This window comes from Halomonas sp. Mc5H-6, assembly GCF_024124705.1.
In the GTDB taxonomy this organism is placed as follows: domain Bacteria; phylum Pseudomonadota; class Gammaproteobacteria; order Pseudomonadales; family Halomonadaceae; genus Vreelandella; species Vreelandella subterranea.
This window is the reverse complement of the sequence record NZ_JAMXSI010000013.1, coordinates 41,222-57,332: the sequence shown is the minus strand read 5'-3', so window position 1 is coordinate 57,332 and position 16,111 is coordinate 41,222. Positions and strand designations below refer to the sequence as shown.

The 16,111-nt window shown below is 57.9% G+C and carries 17 protein-coding genes and 2 tRNA genes; 13 read left to right on the top strand and 6 right to left on the bottom strand.

The window, feature by feature from the left end:
* Positions 1 to 152 precede the first annotated feature (152 nt).
* Positions 153 to 1,541, top strand: a complete 1,389-nt coding sequence (locus NH395_RS15560) for a class II fumarate hydratase (RefSeq protein ID WP_253026151.1) — start codon at positions 153 to 155, stop codon at positions 1,539 to 1,541.
* Here NH395_RS15560 and NH395_RS15555 read toward each other — a convergent pair.
* Positions 1,538 to 2,608, bottom strand: coding sequence for an endonuclease/exonuclease/phosphatase family protein (locus NH395_RS15555; protein WP_253026149.1), 1,071 nt, complete (start codon positions 2,606 to 2,608; stop codon positions 1,538 to 1,540). The genes NH395_RS15560 and NH395_RS15555 overlap by 4 nt on opposite strands.
* 187 nt (positions 2,609 to 2,795) lie before the next feature.
* On the opposite strand from NH395_RS15555, the gene NH395_RS15550 reads away from it, so the two are divergent.
* Positions 2,796 to 2,872 (top strand) — tRNA-Val (locus tag NH395_RS15550).
* A 42-nt stretch (positions 2,873 to 2,914) separates the two neighbouring features.
* A tRNA-Val gene (locus NH395_RS15545) sits at positions 2,915 to 2,991 on the top strand.
* A 104-nt stretch (positions 2,992 to 3,095) separates the two neighbouring features.
* On the opposite strand, the gene NH395_RS15540 is transcribed toward NH395_RS15545, so the two are convergent.
* From NH395_RS15540 to NH395_RS15525, 4 genes are all read right to left on the bottom strand, one after another.
* A complete protein-coding gene (locus NH395_RS15540; RefSeq protein ID WP_253026147.1) occupies positions 3,096 to 3,575 on the bottom strand; it encodes a GAF domain-containing protein in 480 nt (159 codons plus the stop codon).
* A 91-nt stretch (positions 3,576 to 3,666) separates the two neighbouring features.
* Positions 3,667 to 4,452 (bottom strand): MetQ/NlpA family ABC transporter substrate-binding protein, encoded by a 786-nt coding sequence (locus NH395_RS15535; protein WP_253026145.1) that lies wholly within the window; start codon positions 4,450 to 4,452, stop codon positions 3,667 to 3,669.
* 93 nt (positions 4,453 to 4,545) lie between these two features.
* Complete coding sequence (locus tag NH395_RS15530) at positions 4,546 to 5,199, bottom strand: methionine ABC transporter permease (RefSeq protein WP_253026143.1); 654 nt, start codon at positions 5,197 to 5,199, stop codon at positions 4,546 to 4,548.
* Complete coding sequence (locus NH395_RS15525) at positions 5,180 to 6,223, bottom strand: methionine ABC transporter ATP-binding protein (protein WP_253026141.1); 1,044 nt, start codon at positions 6,221 to 6,223, stop codon at positions 5,180 to 5,182. Before NH395_RS15525 ends, NH395_RS15530 begins: the two co-directional genes overlap by 20 nt.
* 434 nt (positions 6,224 to 6,657) lie before the next feature.
* Here NH395_RS15525 and NH395_RS15520 point away from each other — a divergent pair, with 434 nt between their 5' ends.
* The 10 genes from NH395_RS15520 to moaE all read left to right on the top strand — a co-directional run bounded on the left by NH395_RS15520 (position 6,658) and on the right by moaE (position 14,469).
* Positions 6,658 to 7,287 carry a riboflavin synthase subunit alpha gene (locus tag NH395_RS15520; RefSeq protein ID WP_092828857.1) on the top strand — a complete coding sequence of 210 codons (630 nt, stop codon included), beginning with the start codon at positions 6,658 to 6,660 and terminating at the stop codon, positions 7,285 to 7,287.
* A 219-nt stretch (positions 7,288 to 7,506) separates the two neighbouring features.
* A complete protein-coding gene (locus NH395_RS15515; protein WP_253026139.1) occupies positions 7,507 to 8,805 on the top strand; it encodes an NCS2 family permease in 1,299 nt (432 codons plus the stop codon).
* Between the two features lie 30 nt (positions 8,806 to 8,835).
* Positions 8,836 to 9,381: an adenine phosphoribosyltransferase gene (locus tag NH395_RS15510; RefSeq protein ID WP_089706872.1), complete on the top strand. Its 546-nt coding sequence runs from the start codon at positions 8,836 to 8,838 to the stop codon at positions 9,379 to 9,381.
* A gap of 7 nt (positions 9,382 to 9,388) precedes the next feature.
* Positions 9,389 to 9,868, top strand: coding sequence for a xanthine phosphoribosyltransferase (gpt, locus tag NH395_RS15505; RefSeq protein WP_085919342.1), 480 nt, complete (start codon positions 9,389 to 9,391; stop codon positions 9,866 to 9,868).
* Positions 9,869 to 9,870: 2 nt separating this feature from the next.
* Positions 9,871 to 10,554: a uracil-DNA glycosylase gene (gene ung / locus NH395_RS15500; RefSeq protein ID WP_253026137.1), complete on the top strand. Its 684-nt coding sequence runs from the start codon at positions 9,871 to 9,873 to the stop codon at positions 10,552 to 10,554.
* A gap of 91 nt (positions 10,555 to 10,645) precedes the next feature.
* A complete protein-coding gene (upp, locus tag NH395_RS15495; RefSeq protein ID WP_092828865.1) occupies positions 10,646 to 11,275 on the top strand; it encodes a uracil phosphoribosyltransferase in 630 nt (209 codons plus the stop codon).
* An 89-nt stretch (positions 11,276 to 11,364) separates the two neighbouring features.
* Positions 11,365 to 12,612 (top strand): uracil-xanthine permease family protein, encoded by a 1,248-nt coding sequence (locus NH395_RS15490; RefSeq protein ID WP_253026135.1) that lies wholly within the window; start codon positions 11,365 to 11,367, stop codon positions 12,610 to 12,612.
* A gap of 27 nt (positions 12,613 to 12,639) precedes the next feature.
* The gene (gene mobB / locus NH395_RS15485; RefSeq protein WP_092828869.1) at positions 12,640 to 13,203 is read left to right on the top strand and encodes a molybdopterin-guanine dinucleotide biosynthesis protein B; all 564 of its coding nucleotides are present in this window, start codon (positions 12,640 to 12,642) and stop codon (positions 13,201 to 13,203) included.
* A gap of 4 nt (positions 13,204 to 13,207) precedes the next feature.
* The gene (gene moaC / locus NH395_RS15480; RefSeq protein WP_253026134.1) at positions 13,208 to 14,014 is read left to right on the top strand and encodes a cyclic pyranopterin monophosphate synthase MoaC; all 807 of its coding nucleotides are present in this window, start codon (positions 13,208 to 13,210) and stop codon (positions 14,012 to 14,014) included.
* A 2-nt stretch (positions 14,015 to 14,016) separates the two neighbouring features.
* The gene (gene moaE, locus NH395_RS15475) at positions 14,017 to 14,469 is read left to right on the top strand and encodes a molybdopterin synthase catalytic subunit MoaE (protein WP_066315401.1); all 453 of its coding nucleotides are present in this window, start codon (positions 14,017 to 14,019) and stop codon (positions 14,467 to 14,469) included.
* A gap of 28 nt (positions 14,470 to 14,497) precedes the next feature.
* Here the strand turns inward: moaE and NH395_RS15470 are convergent, their stop codons facing one another.
* The gene (locus tag NH395_RS15470) at positions 14,498 to 16,093 is read right to left on the bottom strand and encodes a ribonuclease J (protein WP_253026133.1); all 1,596 of its coding nucleotides are present in this window, start codon (positions 16,091 to 16,093) and stop codon (positions 14,498 to 14,500) included.
* Positions 16,094 to 16,111: the final 18 nt, after the last annotated feature.

Genomic DNA, 16,111 nt, shown 5'->3' with positions numbered 1-16,111 from the left:
GCGGTGCAATTTGATCGGGCAATAAGGCTGATAGCAGGTCGCTTGAGTTTTATACTGCGGCCATTAGTCTAGAATTAAATCCGTTTCACGATGGCATGTCGGTAAATTACCGTGCCGACGTTTACCTGCCGATATCGACAAGGAGGATTACCATGAAAACGCGCATTGAACGCGACAGCATGGGAGAGCTGGATGTTCCTGCCGAGGCGTTGTATGGCGCCCAGACGCAGCGCGCAGTGAATAATTTTCCGGTCTCGCACAGCCCGATGCCGGTCGCCTTTATTCACGCGATTGCACGCATCAAGCTTGCCGCAGCCCAGACCAATCTCGCGCTGGGTGAGCTGGATCCGGATCGCGCCGAGGCGATCAGGCAGGCCGCCCAGGAAGTGATCAATGGCGATCACGACGAGCACTTTCCCGTGGATGTGTTTCAGACCGGCTCGGGCACTTCAAGCAACATGAACGTCAATGAGGTCATCGCCACCCTGGCCAGCCGTCGTGGTGTTGAGGTCCTGCCCAATGACCACGTCAATATGGGGCAGTCGAGCAACGATGTGATTCCGACAGCGATCCATGTATCGGCTGCATTGGCGGTGCATGAGTCGCTTCGCCCGGCGCTGGTGCATCTTCGCCGTACCATCGATTCACGGGCTGACGAGCTTTCGGATGTGGTCAAGACCGGCCGCACCCACCTTATGGATGCCATGCCGCTACGCATGGATCAGGAGCTGGGCGCCTGGTCGAGCCAACTGGGGCAGGCCATCGAGCGGCTGGATAGTTGCCTGACGCGGCTATGTCGTCTGGCGCAAGGCGGGACAGCTGTCGGCACAGGCATTAACGCACCGCAAGGGTTTGCCGACCAGGTGGCCGCTCAGCTAACCGAGCAAACGGGGCTGACGTTTACGCCCAACGACAGTTTTTTTGCCAGCATTGCCTCTCAGGACGCGGCCGTGGAGCTGTCCGGGCATCTCAAGGGCTTGGCGTGCATTGTCATGAAGATCGCCAATGACCTGCGCTGGATGAACTCCGGGCCGCTTGCCGGGCTGGGTGAAATCGAGCTCGAGGCGCTTCAACCGGGCAGTTCGATCATGCCCGGTAAGGTTAACCCGGTGATTCCGGAGTCCGCCGCGCAGGCCGCCGCCCAGGTGATTGGGCTGGATACGGCGATAACGGTGGCCGGGCAGAGCGGGAATTTTCAGTTGAATGTCATGCTGCCCCTGGTGGCCTATAACTTGCTGACGGGCATCACGCTGATGACCAATACCACGCGGCTGTTAGCCGACCGTGCCATTGCGACGTTCAAGGTGCGGCGGGACAACATTGAGGCACCGCTCGCTCGCAATCCCATTCTGGTCACGGCACTTAACAGCGTGATTGGTTACAATGCGGCAGCGGCCATCGCCAAGGAGGCCTATCAAACCGGGCGGCCGATCATTGATGTCGCCGAGGAGCACACCGACCTTGGGCGCGACAGCCTTGAACGCCTGCTTGACCCAGAGGCGCTCACGCGAGGTGGCGTGCCGGATAACGACAACGGTTAGGTCTGCTGCTCTTCGCGCTGACCCTGGCGAATGGTCTGACTTGCCTCACTTTCCTCCTCAGTGCTTGCTTCGGGTGTCTCGTGCTCGTCCTTGCGGGCGGGCCGGTAGCTAAGCGTGGCAAGCATCGGGAAGTGATCCGAGCCAAAGCCCTTCAGGCGATGCATGCGGCCGAGCGTGAAGTGCTCGCTGACAAAAATATGGTCGAGGGGCCAGCGCAGAATCGGGTATTGAGCGTGAAAGGTGCTGTACATCCCCCGCCCTCGACGAGGATCCAGCATGCCGGCAACGCGGCAGAAGCGCCGAGTGGTGCGTGACCAGGCGACATCGTTAAGGTCGCCGGCGACCAGTGTTGGCTGCGGTGTCTGCTGGATTTGTTTGCCCACCCACAACAGCTCTGCATCCCGCCAGAGTGACTTTTCGCTTTCACCCGGCGCGGGAGGGCGGGGATGCACCGCGAACAGTCGAATCGCCTCGCCACTCGGTAGCCTGACATGGGTATGGATAGAGGGGATGTCGTCCTGGATAAGCCACTTGATGGATGTGGCCTCAAGCGGCAGGCGTGAGTAAAGATGCATGCCGTAGAGGTTATCCAGGGGGATCTTAACGCTATACGGCCACTGTACGTCCAGTTCAGGGTCGAGCTGGTCCTGCCACCATTGATCAGATTCCAGCGTGAGAATGATGTCGGGCTTGTGCGCGTGGATTTGATCGATAAGGCCAGAAGACTGGCGGTTAGGGGTGAGGACATTGGCGACGAGTAGCGTCATATCGCGGGCGTCATTGCTGACCTTGGTCGAGCGGACCTGTTTGGGCCAGAGGCGCGTCCAGGGCAGGATATAGCAGGCCTGGATGACGATGACGGCCAGGCAAATGGCGAGCGTGATCATTTGCCATCTAGGTGAGGTCGGGATGAATAGCGCTGCCATAAAGCAGGCTGTGGCAAGGGTTGCAATCTGTAGGCGTGGAAATTCACAGCTACGAATCCACCACCAGCGCAGTCGGATGCGGGCAATCAGTGTTGCCAGTAATAGGACGGTCGCGATGCTTCCCAGCAATAGGCCTGGCATGGCCGGTCTCCCATGTTGTCGTGCGTTCGTCGAGTGGCGCTGTCCCAGTGTAGCATTCGGTCTATTCGGGGAGTGTGATAAGTTCCCGCGGGCGACGTGGCCGTCATCGACTGGCGATACCTTGCTAAGTCGATAAATAGCTTGCAATTCAGTGGTGGAAACGTAAAATACGCATCCGTTGCTCGGCAGGACCATAGCTCAGTTGGTTAGAGCGCCACGTTGACATCGTGGAGGTCGGCGGTTCAAATCCGCCTGGTCCTACCATCTCGATTGGCATCAAACGGCCAAGTAGCAATGGCACATTTCAGGACCATAGCTCAGTTGGTTAGAGCGCCACGTTGACATCGTGGAGGTCGGCGGTTCAAATCCGCCTGGTCCTACCAGATTTCCGATTGCGCCCCGTCATTTTCCTCATGACGGGGCGTTTTTGTTTTTGTGTGATGGGCTTTGCGGGAGGGCGTATCGCGTTGTCAGTGACGTTAGTTCGTCAGTGATCCCAGACAGGCAGGTCGGTTTGGCGTTTAAAGGTAGTCAGCAACGCTTCAATACCGGTTTGGTCTTCATGACTGAAGCGTGCTTCCAGCGGGCTGTCGATATCCAGTACACCCCATAGCTGATCATCGTTGACAATCGGCACGACCAGTTCCGCCCGGGACTCGATATCGCAGGCGATATGGTCGGCAACGCTGTGAACATCGTCAACGCGCTGGGTGGCACGCGTTCGCGCTGCAGCACCGCAGACCCCCTTGCTGAACGGAATGGGATGGCAGGCGGGCTTACCCTGAAAAGGACCCAGCGCAAGCATTTCGGGTGAGCGTTGCAAATAAAAGCCGATCCAATTTAAGTGGGGTAGCGACTGCATGATGAAGGCGCAGGTCTGCGCGCTATTGGTTAGCCATTCGCGGGTATCCAGCAGGGCGGCGAGCTGGCGATTGAGGAGGTCATAGTTGACGGTATCACCTGACATGGTGGCTCCCTGGTTATGCATATTCATAACGACACCGGGCCGACAGTTGTCGGCCCGGTGTCGTCGGTCTCTTGTCTAGCTGGGACGAGGGTTATTTCCAGCCGGGTACGGCGGCGCCATCGAAGAGCTCTTCGGCTTTCTCGATCACTTCTTCGCTCTGATAGGCGTCAACCAGCTGCTGGATCTCCTCGCGGTCTTCATCACCACCGCGAACGGCAATCAGGTTGACGTAGGGCGATTCCGGACCTTCCTTGATCAGCGCGTCGTCAAGGCTCAAGCCAGCGGGCTGGGCGAAGGTGTTGTTGATGAAGGCCATGTCGACATCCGGCAAAACCCGCGGTAGCTGCGCGGCTTCGATTTCGCGGAAACGGAAGTCGTTGGGGTTCTCGGCGATATCGATGGGCGTCGCTTCGAGGTTTTCGGGGTCATTCAGCGTGATGAGGCCTTCATTATGCATCAGGATCAGCGCGCGACCTTCGTTGGACGGGTCATTGGGCAGCGCAATCTGGGCACCTTCGGGCAGTTCGTCAACGCTGTCGTACTTCTCTGAGTATGCGCCGATGGGGTAGACGAAGGTGTAGCCTGCAATGGCGAAATCATAGCCACGATCATTCACCATGGACTGCATATAGGGCTCGTGCTGATAAGCGTTGGCGTCCAGGCTGCCATCTGCCAGTGCCGCATTGGGCGTTACGTAGTCAGTGAATTCGATAATTTCGACGTCAAGGTTGTACTCTTCCTTGGCAATTCGGGCAGCGACTTCCATGACTTCTGTTTCAGGGCCGGCAACGGTGCCCATCTTGATGCTGGCGGCTTGAGCGCTGGCGCTAACGGCCAGTGCGAGTGCGGTAATGGTGCCGAGGGCGAATGTCTTCATGGCAACTCCTGTCGAGTGTCAGTTTTGATGAATGGTGATAATAAGGGTAATTTTAATGCTTTTTCGTTATATGTCCACTGAAAAGCTATGCGATCACTTGCGGTCGGTTTTGCGCACCAGGTAATCCCCCAGGCTCTGGAAGCCTTGTACCATGACGACGAGTACGACCACGGTAATCAGCATGATGGTCGGGTTGAAACGGTTATAGCCATAGCGGATACCCAGGTCACCGAGTCCGCCGCCGCCAACAGCGCCTGCCATGGCGGAGTAGCTGACCAGTGTGACCAGCGTGATGGTAAGGCCGGTAATAATGCCGCCCCGCGCTTCGGGGATAAGCACCTTGGTGATGATCTGCCAGGGGGTTGCGCCCATGGCCTGGGCAGCCTCGATCAAGCCCGGTGAGAGCTCATTGAGGGCGCCTTCGATCAGCCGGGCAACGAACGGAATCGCGGCAATGGTCAATGGCACTGACGCCGCATTGATGCCGATGGAGGTGCCTACCAGCATCCGCGTGAAGGGAATGATCGCCACCATCAGGATAATAAATGGGATGGAGCGGCCGATGTTGGTCACGATGCCCAGGGCATGGTTCAGTAAGGGCTTGGCCAGAATCTGAGTGGGGCGCGTTACATAGAGCATCACGCCCAGCGGTAGCCCGAGTAACGTCGAGATCACCCCGGATATGCCGACCATGTAGAGGGTATCGAGCGTTGCCTGAAGAATAAGCTCAATCATTGCGCTGGACATAGCCGAGTACCTCTACCTGTAATTGATGGTCTGCCAAGTAGTCCATGGCGGCTTGCGTCTGCTCAGACGTTCCCAGCAGTTCGGCAATCATCAAGCCAAGCGTTCTTTCCTGAATCGATTCCACCTTGGCCTGCAGGATGCTCACATCGACGCCGCAGTCCCGTGCCAGGCGGGAAATGAGCGGCGTGGATACCGCATCGCCTGAAAATGTAAGCCGCACGACCGGGTGTGCGTTGGCGTCGGGGTTGTCACTGAGGCGTTCAAGCAACTCCTTGGGGGGCGACAGCTGCAGAAAATCGTTGAGAAAGTCGCGCCCCAACTGCGTGCGGGGTGCGGTGAAGAAATCGCCGACTTCGGCGTCCTCGACCAGCTCGCCATTGGATATCAGGCCGACACGATGGCAGATCGATTTAACCACTTCCATTTCATGGGTAATCAATAAAATGGTGATGCCGAGCTGGTGGTTGATATCGCGCAGCAGCTCCAGAATCGAGCTGGTCGTCTGCGGGTCCAGTGCGGAAGTGGCCTCATCGCACAGCAGCACGCGAGGGTTGCTGGCCAGCGCCCGGGCAATCGCAACGCGCTGTTTCTGCCCGCCGGATAGCTGCGCTGGAAATTGATCCGCCTTGTCGGACAGGCCAACCATTTCAAGCAGTGGGCTTACGCGCTCACGGATATCTCGCCTGGGCTGACCCATCAGCTCCAGTGGCAGCGCTACGTTGTCGAAAACGTTGCGCGTGGTGAGCAGGTTGAAGTGCTGGAAGATCATGCCGATGCGGTGGCGTGCCTGGTTCAGCGCCGTGTTGCTCAACCGGGTGATCTCTTGCCCATCGACGGTCACCGTGCCCTGAGTGGGTCGCTCAAGCAGGTTGACGCAGCGAATGAGCGTCGACTTGCCCGCGCCGGACAGGCCGATAACACCGTGAATGGCGCCTTTGGGGATCGCCAGGTTAACGCCTTTGAGGGCGTGAACGGCGTCGTGGCCGGAGCCGTAGGTTTTGCTGACATTATTCAGTTCGATCATGGCGTCTGCCTTTTCTATAGGCCGAAGACGAAGGTGAGCGCGCAAGCGTAGGGGAGGGAATAAAAAAAGGCCACCCTTTCGGGTGGCCATCAACGCTGGACACACCCTTTTAGCTGCACTTCACCAAGCATTCACTCGGCGGACGCCCGCAATCTGGGTACAAATCGGCGTCTTTACATTTGCGGCGAAAGTCTAGAGAGCTAGCCGGACGATGTCAAACCAAAAGAATAACATCTTATATCGCTGTTCAATTTAATAATTTTTTTAACTGATTTTTGCTTCTTTAAAAGTGTTAATTTCTCTTTTCTGGAGGCCTGGGTTTTCTGCAGGCATGAATACTGGGTTACGTTGATTGGCCACGCATGCCTTTGGGGTGCACAAACAGGTTTGTGCAGTAGTAAGCTTGCGTGCGGATCAATTAAAGCGAGGGCGCTATGTTTACTGGCATCGTGCAAGGCAAGGTAGAGGTCGTAGAGGTGCATGAGCTTGATAAGTTTCGTACCCATGTGGTGAAAATGCCCGATACATTGCGCGAGGGGTTGGCAACCGGCGCGTCAGTCGCGCACAACGGTGTCTGTTTGACGGTCACGGACATTTCAGGTGACCGGGTGAGCTTCGACTTGATGCGCGAAACGCTGCGACTGACCAATCTTGGTGCAGTCGAGGTCGGGCAGTACGTCAATATCGAGCGAGCGGCTCGCTTTGGCGATGAAATTGGCGGCCATTCGATGTCAGGCCACGTGATTTGCATGGCGGAAGTGATTGCCATTGATGAAGCGCCCAACAACCGTCGGCTGTGGTTTGCGTTACCGGCTTCAGTGGGCCGGTTTGTGTTTGAGAAAGGCTATATCGGCGTCGATGGTATCAGTCTGACGATTGGCGATGTGCGACCTTCGGTCGAGGGCGAAGGCGTCGAGTTCAGCGTTAACCTGATCCCTGAGACGCTGCACCGCACGGTCCTGGGTGAGCGCCTGCCAGGCGACCAGGTCAATATTGAAATCGATCCCCAGACCCAGGTGATTGTTGAAACGGTTGAGCGTGTTCTGGCCAGCCAAATGCGCTGATGGTCGCTGCTACCCAGGGGGGCGCTGCGTTTCTGACCGATTGGTTAGAAGGTGGCCTGAAGTTTGCTTATGTTAAGCGAAGGGAAGTAACAGGCGGGCACCGGCCCGCATTCGACAACTGCACAAGGTATTCGCATCAGGCGTTACCTTTCGGTAATATGTGCGGCTTTTCGCGCTGCCAGGGTGCATTCAGCGTTCACGCGAAGGATAAAAAAACCTATGAATTTTCTGGATAAGCAGTTCGGGCTCACTGAGCACAAAACCAACGTTAAGACAGAAGTCATTGCCGGGATAACCACCTTCCTGACGATGGCCTACATCATTTTCGTCAATCCCAGCATCCTTTCTGAGGCCGGGATGGACTATGGTGCGGTGTTTGTTGCCACCTGCGTTGCCGCCGCTATCGGCTGTCTGGTCATGGGGCTGTGGGCGAACTATCCTATCGCTCAGGCACCGGGTATGGGGCTCAACGCGTTCTTCACTTACGGTGTCGTGCTGGGGATGGGCTATACCTGGGAGGCGGCACTTGGGGCCGTGTTCTTCTCTGGGTTGTGTTTCTTCCTGCTGAGTATTTTCAAGATCCGTGAATGGATTATCAACTCTATTCCGCTTTCGCTGCGCCTGGGCATTGCCGCGGGTATTGGCCTCTTCCTGGCCATGATTGCCCTGAAGAACGCCGGTATCGTCGTCGCCAACGACGCCACTTTTGTCGCTCTCGGGGACCTTTCCGAGCCTGCGGCACTTTATGCACTCTTGGGCTTTTTCGTGATTACGGCGCTGTCGTACCTGAAAGTCACCGGTGCCGTCATGATCGGTATACTGGGGATCACCATTGCGTCGATGGTACTTGGGCATAATGAATACGGTGGCCTCATGTCCATGCCTCCTTCTATTGCACCGACCTTCATGGCAATGGACCTGATGGGGGCGCTTGATGTCGCCATGCTCAGCGTTATTTTTGCTTTCCTGTTCGTCGACCTGTTCGATACGTCCGGTACGCTGGTGGGGGTTGCGCATCGTGGCAATCTACTGGACAAAAACGGCAAGCTGCCTCGTCTCGGTCGCGCCATGATGGCCGACAGCACGGCATCGATGGCCGGTGCTGCCCTGGGTACTTCGACCACGACCAGCTATATTGAGTCGACGGCAGGTATTGCATCGGGTGGACGAACGGGTTTGACAGCGGTCGTGGTGGCCGTGCTCTTTCTGGTCAGCCTGTTCTTTGCGCCGCTGGCGGGCTCCATTCCCGCTTTCGCCACCGCAGGAGCGCTGCTCTACGTGGCCGTGCTGATGGCGGGTAGCCTGGCACATGCCAACTGGGAAGACCCTACTGACGCCGCGCCGGTGTTGATTGCCGCCCTGGCAATGCCGCTGACCTTTTCGATTGCCGAGGGGATTGCTCTCGGGTTTATCAGCTATGCAGCGATCAAAACCCTGTCGGGCCGTTTCAAAGACCTCAATCCAGCAGTGATCATTCTTGCGCTGCTGTTTGCGGTGAAATTTCTGTTTCTAGACTAACGTGGTTTTATTAATCCAATGAGAGACGCGATGAGCATCTACGGCGATTACATCAAGTCCGTGATACGCACAGTGCCTGACTGGCCCGAGCAGGGGGTCAATTTTCGTGACATTACCCCGCTGCTGCAAAACAGCGCGGCATTTCGCAAGCTGATTGACAGCTTCGTACACCGCTACCAGGAAATGAACCTGGATGCCATCGCGTCGATTGATGCGCGGGGCTTTATTATCGGGGCCCCGCTGGCCTATGAATTGGGCTGCAGCTTTGTCCCGGTTCGTAAAAAAGGCAAGCTGCCGTTCAAGACCATCAGCGAAACCTACACGCTTGAATACGGTCATTCAGAGGTGGAGCTTCACTCGGATGCGTTCCAGAAAGACGACCGTATCTTGTTGATGGACGACCTGATTGCCACAGGCGGCACCATGCTGGCGGCGGCCAACCTCATTCAGCGCAGCGGTGGGCATGTGGTCGAAACAGCCACCATCATTGACCTGCCAGAGCTTGGGGGATCGCAAAAAATTCGCGATGCGGGCTACAGCGTCTTCGCGGTTTGTTCCTTCACAGAAGACGAGTAACGAATTTATGAGCAGCGAACGCTACCATCAGCACTTTACCGTCTCCTGGGATCAGCTTCATCGCGATGTCCGCCAGCTGTGCCATCAACTGGTCGAGCGAGACTTCAAGGGCATTGTGGCGATTACCCGCGGTGGTCTCATTCCTGCCGCCTTGATCGCGCGCGAGCTGAATGTCCGACTGATCGATACCGTGTGCATCAAGAGCTATGACCATATGGATCAGGGCGGACTGGATATCCTGAAAGGGGTTGATCACGACGGTGAGGGTTGGCTGCTGGTCGATGACCTGGTGGATACCGGCAAGACTGCGCGGGCGGTAAGTGAGATGTTGCCCAAGGCGCACTTTGTTACCATTTACGCCAAGCCGGAAGGTCGCCCCCTGGTTGATCAGTATCTCACCGAAGTGGCCCAGCACTGCTGGATCCAGTTCCCCTGGGATATGGGGGTTGCCTACGTTGAACCTCTGGTGGACCAAGTGAAGAAATAATCATGTCGACCCCGCTTCCCGAAGACTGGAATCAGTGGCTTGGCGATGAGTTTCAGGCCGACTACATGCAGTCACTGAAACGTTTTCTGGCCGAGGAAAAAGCGGCCAAGAAAGTCATCTATCCCCATTCATCGCAGTGGTTTCGAGCCTTCGAACTGACGCCGCTCAGTGACGTCAAGGTGGTGATTCAGGGGCAGGATCCTTATCACGGCCCCAATCAGGCGCACGGGCTATGCTTTTCCGTCCAGCCGGGAGTGCCGGTTCCACCGTCGCTGGTCAATATCTACAAGGAGTTGGCGAGCGATGTAGGCACGGAGCCCGTCAACCACGGACACCTGGAAGCCTGGGCGAAGCAAGGCGTCTTGCTCCTCAATACCTCGCTGACGGTCGAGAAGGGCAACGCTGCTTCGCACCGGGGCAAAGGATGGGAGTCTTTCACCGATAGCGCGATCAAGACGGTAAGTGCCCATGCGCAGCCCAGTGTCTTTCTGCTCTGGGGTAGCCACGCCCGGCAGAAAAAAGCCTTGATAGACACCCAGCGTCATCTGGTGTTGGAAGCGCCACATCCCTCGCCGTTGTCCGCCCACCGCGGCTTTTTTGGTACTCGCCATTTCTCCCGGGCCAACCAGTTTCTTGAGGCGCAGGGGCGTGCACCTGTTGATTGGCAATTACCCGCCACCCCTTAACCTGATGAGGGCTTACGGGTAGAATACCGCCCGATTTTGCAAGTTTATGATCACCCGTGTTGCCCATAACCACCTGCTGTGAGGAAGTCCCATGAGTGTCCACGCCATTAACCATCCGCTTGTTCAGCATAAACTGGGACTGATGCGCGAAATGGATTTAAGTACCAAGAGCTTTCGTGAGTTGGCGGGGGAAGTGGCCAAGCTGTTGACGTATGAAGCAACGAAGGGACTTGAGCTCGAAGATCATACCATTGAGGGGTGGAATGGCGAGCCGATTGAGACACGACGCCTGAAAGGCAAGAAGGTAACGGTGGTGCCGATTCTGCGTGCCGGGCTTGGCATGCTGGAGGGGGTTACTGACCTTATCCCCAGCGCACGGGTGAGCGTTGTCGGGTTATACCGCGATGAAGAAACGCTGGAGCCGGTACCGTACTTCGCCAAGTTCGCCAACGATATCGAAGAACGTATGGCCATCGTCATTGACCCCATGTTGGCCACCGGTGGCTCGATGGTCGCGACATTGGACATGCTGCGTGAGCGTGGCTGCGAGCATATGAAGGTGATCGTCCTGGTAGCAGCGCCCGAAGGAATCAGGCGAGTCCAGGACGCCTACCCGGATATCGAAATTTATACAGCATCGGTGGATGAGCGACTGGACGATAACGGTTATATCGTCCCGGGTCTTGGCGATGCGGGTGACAAGATTTTCGGCACCCGATAAGAATTGATGATTCAGCGGCCCCTGGCGTTTTGCGTTAGGGGCCTTTTTTTGCCCAGCACTACCCCAAAGACCTGTGAGGAGTTTGCATAATGAATGATACGCCTAGCCAGTCTGCATCCTGGCCTCGCGTGTTGCTGACCGGGGCGCAAATGCTATTCGTGGCGTTTGGTGCTCTGGTTCTGGTGCCGCTATTGACCGGGCTTGATCCAAGCGTTGCATTGTTTACCGCCGGGATAGGCACACTGCTGTTTCATACGGTGACCCGCGTGACGGTGCCGGTCTTCCTGGCCTCTTCGTTTGCCTTTATCGCGCCGATTCAGGGCTCGATTGCCAGCTTCGGGGTGTCAGCAACGCTCGGTGGCTTGATGGCGGCTGGCCTGGTCTACGTGGCGATCTCGGCGGCGGTACGCGTCAAGGGTACCGGCTGGCTTCATCGGCTGTTGCCACCGGTGGTGGTCGGCCCGGTGATCATGGTCATTGGCCTTGCCCTGGCGCCGGTGGCGGTGGATATGGCGACGGGGGAAACCAGTGACCACATCGGGTACGGCGCGGCGCTTTTCCTGTCAATGGCAAGCTTGCTGGTAACCCTGATATTGGCCGTTTTTGGTCGGGGTTTGCTGCGGTTGATTCCCATCATGGGCGGTATTGTCGTGGGTTATTGCCTGGCGTTGCTGATGGGGCTGGTCGACTTCACACCGGTGCATGATGCTGGCTGGCTGGCGATTCCCGCGTTTACCGCCCCGAGTTTTCACTGGGCGGCGATTCTGTTTATGATTCCTGTCGCCATTGCCCCGGCGGTGGAGCATATTGGTGATATGGTGGCCATTGGCTCGGTGACCCGGCGTAACTACCTGGAGAAACCGGGGCTGCACAAAACCTTGCTGGGCGATGGTCTGGCGACGACAGCGGCCGCATTATTCGGCGGCCCGCCTAACACCACCTATTCAGAGGTGACCGGGGCCGTTACCCTGACCCGGGCGTTCAATCCTCACTATATGGTGGTGGCCGCGGTGCTGGCCATATCGCTGGCGTTTATCGCCAAGCTGGGGGCGCTGCTGCAAACCATCCCCGGCCCTGTCATGGGGGGAATCATGACCCTGCTGTTTGGCTCCATTGCGGTCGTGGGCATGAACACGCTGGTCAGGGCAGGGCATTCGTTGACCGCGCCACGCAACCTGGTCGTTGTGTCGTTGATCCTTGTCTTTGGTATCGGCGGCATGCAGGTGGGTAATGGTCAGTTTACGCTGCAAGGCGTGAGCCTGGCGGCGCTTGTGGGTATCGTGTTGAACTGGGCGTTGCCGGACGAGCCAGCAGATGAAGCTGATCACACCCATTAACCTTTTTTCATTGGGAGCCAAGCGCTTATGCCGTTAGACCCATCGCTACCCTTTCCCGTGCTGGGAATTGCGGCCTGGAGCGGGACGGGGAAGACGACGCTGCTGGAGCAGTTGTTACCTCGGCTGCGGGCAGAGGGTATCCAGGTGGCGGTGATCAAGCACGCCCATCATCGGTTTGATATCGATCAGCCGGGAAAAGATAGCTATAAGCTACGTAGTGCAGGCGCAGCCCCCATGCTGATTGCATCGCGCCAACGCCTGGCGCTGATGCAGGAAACGCCAGACGGCGAAGAGCCGGACCTGAATCAGTTGCTGGCAATGGTAGCCGTGCATAAGCCTGACCTGGTGCTGGTTGAAGGCTTCAAGGCCTGGCCCCTGGCCAAGCTGGTGCTTTATCGTGAGGGGATCGGCGATGCGGAAATTCTGCATAGCCAGGGCGTCGAAGCCGTCGCGCTTCAGGGGGAGCCTCCCGTCGCGCTGCCGACCGCAACGACGCAACTGGCACTTGATGATATCGACGCGATTACACGCTGGATAATCGGTTGGATGGCGGGCCAACGGCTCGATGATGTTTCACGCACTGATAGGTGACTCCATGCAGTTAACGCATCTCAATAGCCGCGGCGAAGCCCGCATGGTGGATGTTGCAGATAAGCAGGAAACGCGCCGGGAAGCGGTGGCTTCCGGGCGTATTGTGATGCAACCCGCTACCCTGAAGCAGTTGAGCGAGGGGGCTTTACCCAAGGGTGATGTGTTGGCCACCGCCCGTATCGCGGGCATCCAGGCGGCAAAGCGCACCCATGAATTGATCCCGCTGTGCCACTCGCTGGCACTTTCCAAAGTGGCCATAGAATTTGATGTTGACCCCGATGAAAGCTGTGTCCATGTGACCGCGAGCTGCCGCCTGAATGGCCGCACGGGGGTCGAAATGGAAGCCTTGACGGCTGTCTCCGTGGCCTGTCTAACGCTTTACGATATGTGCAAGGCAGTCGACAAAACCATGCGTATCGACGCGGTACAGCTGGACAGCAAGCGCGGCGGTCAGCGGGGCGAGTACCAGCGCGAAATGGCACCTGAACCGGCGACGCCGATCGTGACAGGCCAGGGGGCGGCGGGCGAAGTGAGCCTTGGAGGGCGCTGTCATTCGCCCTGCGTGCTGGTCAAGTTTCTTGCCGAGCTGCGCGAGCAGTTGGGTGAAAACGAGCGGGTGGTGACTTTCGATCAGCTCGAAAGTCGCGATATCGCGGGCCTCAAGGTTGCGCTGGCGGCTCAGGACGAACGTTTTCAGCTGTTGCAGGACCAGCGTACGCTATGCGCCATCAACCAGGTCATGGCCAATGATGACGCGCGAATTACCGACGATGACGAGGTTGCTTTCTTTCCGCCGGTCACCGGGGGCTAGACATGGACATTACCATTCGCGTTCAAGAGGCACCTTTCGACATGGCCTATGGCTATGAGGCCAGTATTGCGGGCCGCACGGATATTGGCGGCGTCGTTAGCTTTACCGGCCTGGTGCGTGATTTCAACGAAACGCCCGATGTCACGGGGTTAACCCTGGAACATTACCCAGGCATGACCGAGTCAACCTTGCAGCGTATTGCGGAAGAGGCGGGAGAGCGCTGGACGCTGAGCGCCGTCACGATTATTCATCGTGTCGGCCACATGCGTCCCGGCGATGCCATCGTCAGAGTGCTGGTGGCGAGTGCCCACCGTCGCGAAGCCTTCGAAGCCTGCGATTTCATCATGGACTGGCTCAAGACCCGGGCACCGTTCTGGAAGAAAGAGCATGGTCGCCACGGCGATTACTGGGTCAAGGAACGCCATTCGGATATCGAGGATGCCGCCCGCTGGTAACCCTCTGGCATTGGCGGGCGTGGCGAGGCTATTCGTCAGCCATTGTCGCTGGCAGCTCGCTGGCCATGATCTGCAGATGAACTTCAGGTAAATGCTGTAGCCGTTCTGCCAGCCAGGCAATCAGGCGGGGCTGGAGGCCCAGCCGCAGGTCCGCCAGGGTGTCTGCATGGAGTTCGGCAAGCTGATCATCCAGCCATTCACTGAAGCTGTCTTCGTCGAAAGAACTGGCACTGGTATTATCCAGCATCAACCGCCCGACGCGCGTCCATCCGGTCTGGGTGGCCGTCACCGGTAGCGCCAGATAGAGGCTGCCCCGTCGAGGGAGGGTGCTGTTTTCACTCTCCAGCCCAGGGTGGGGCACCACGCTGTTCTGACTGACGATGCACGGCGGTTGCGGGTAGTGCTGCTCGTGATGCAGCCCTTGCGGATCGAAGCGGATCAAGTCGCCATTGACCGGCGCCAAGGGCGCTTGAATGCCCAGCGACGCCGCCAGCTGCTGGTGGGCCTGTTGATGAAGGCTCTCACCATGAACCGGCAACAGGTGGCTTGGCGTCAGCCATTGATAAAAGCGGGTGATTTCGTCCTGTGCCGGATGCCCGGTCGCGTGAAGCTGCGGGTGACTGAACTCATCGAAGAGCTTGACGCCCAACTGCTGCAGGCGCTTTTTCAACTGTTCGATGGGGCGCTCGTTACCCGGAATGGCTTTGGCGGAAAAAATCACGTTGTCACCGGGCTGTAAGTCCACGTGAGGATGACGCCCCTGGGCAAGTCGCTGCAGGGCGGCGCGCGGCTCGCCTTGGCTGCCGGTGGCAATGACCACGACTTCATCCGGCGGCAAATACCCCAGATCGTGAGCGGGCACCACGGCGGGAAAATCGTCCAGATAACCGAGGCCGCGTGCGACACCCACCATGCGCTCCATCGAGCGCCCCATCAGGCTGACGCGCCGACCACACTGGTAAGCTGCGCGGCCAATCGCCAACACGCGGGCCAGATTACTGGCGAAGCAGGAAACAATGACGCGCCCTTCGCAGCCAGCGAGTGTTTCAACAAGCGCTCTTGCGACATCGCCTTCGCTGCCCGAGTGGCCGGGTATAGGGGCGTTGGTGGAATCCCCCACGACCAGGTCAACCGGCGCCAATGCCTTGAACTGCGCCTGATTGATCGGCGCGCCGATAATCGGTTCAGGATCAAGCTTCCAGTCCCCGCTATGCAATACCCGGTAGCGGCCTGCCATGACCATCAGCGAGCAGCTCTCGGGTATCGAGTGCGGAACCGCCAGGTAGCGCAGGGTGAAGGGGCCGCTTTCCAATGCCTCACCGGGTTCGACTACGTGAATGGCAGCGCTGCTTAGTTGATGTTCGGCAAACTTAAGACGCAGCAGGCCGGCCGCCAGCGGCGTCGCATAGATGGGGCACTGCCAGTGGGGCCAGAGCCAGGCGACCGCTCCAATGTGGTCTTCATGGCCGTGGGTGATGTAGAGCGCTTGCGGTGCAATGCCCAGGGCTTTGGGGGTTTCCAGGTTGGGCACCTGCAACGGCGCATTGGGTAAATCCTGGCGGATCATCATGCCGCAATCCACGGCGACCCAGTGGTCTTCGTATCCATAAAGCGTCAGGTTCATGCCAATTTCCCCGCAGCC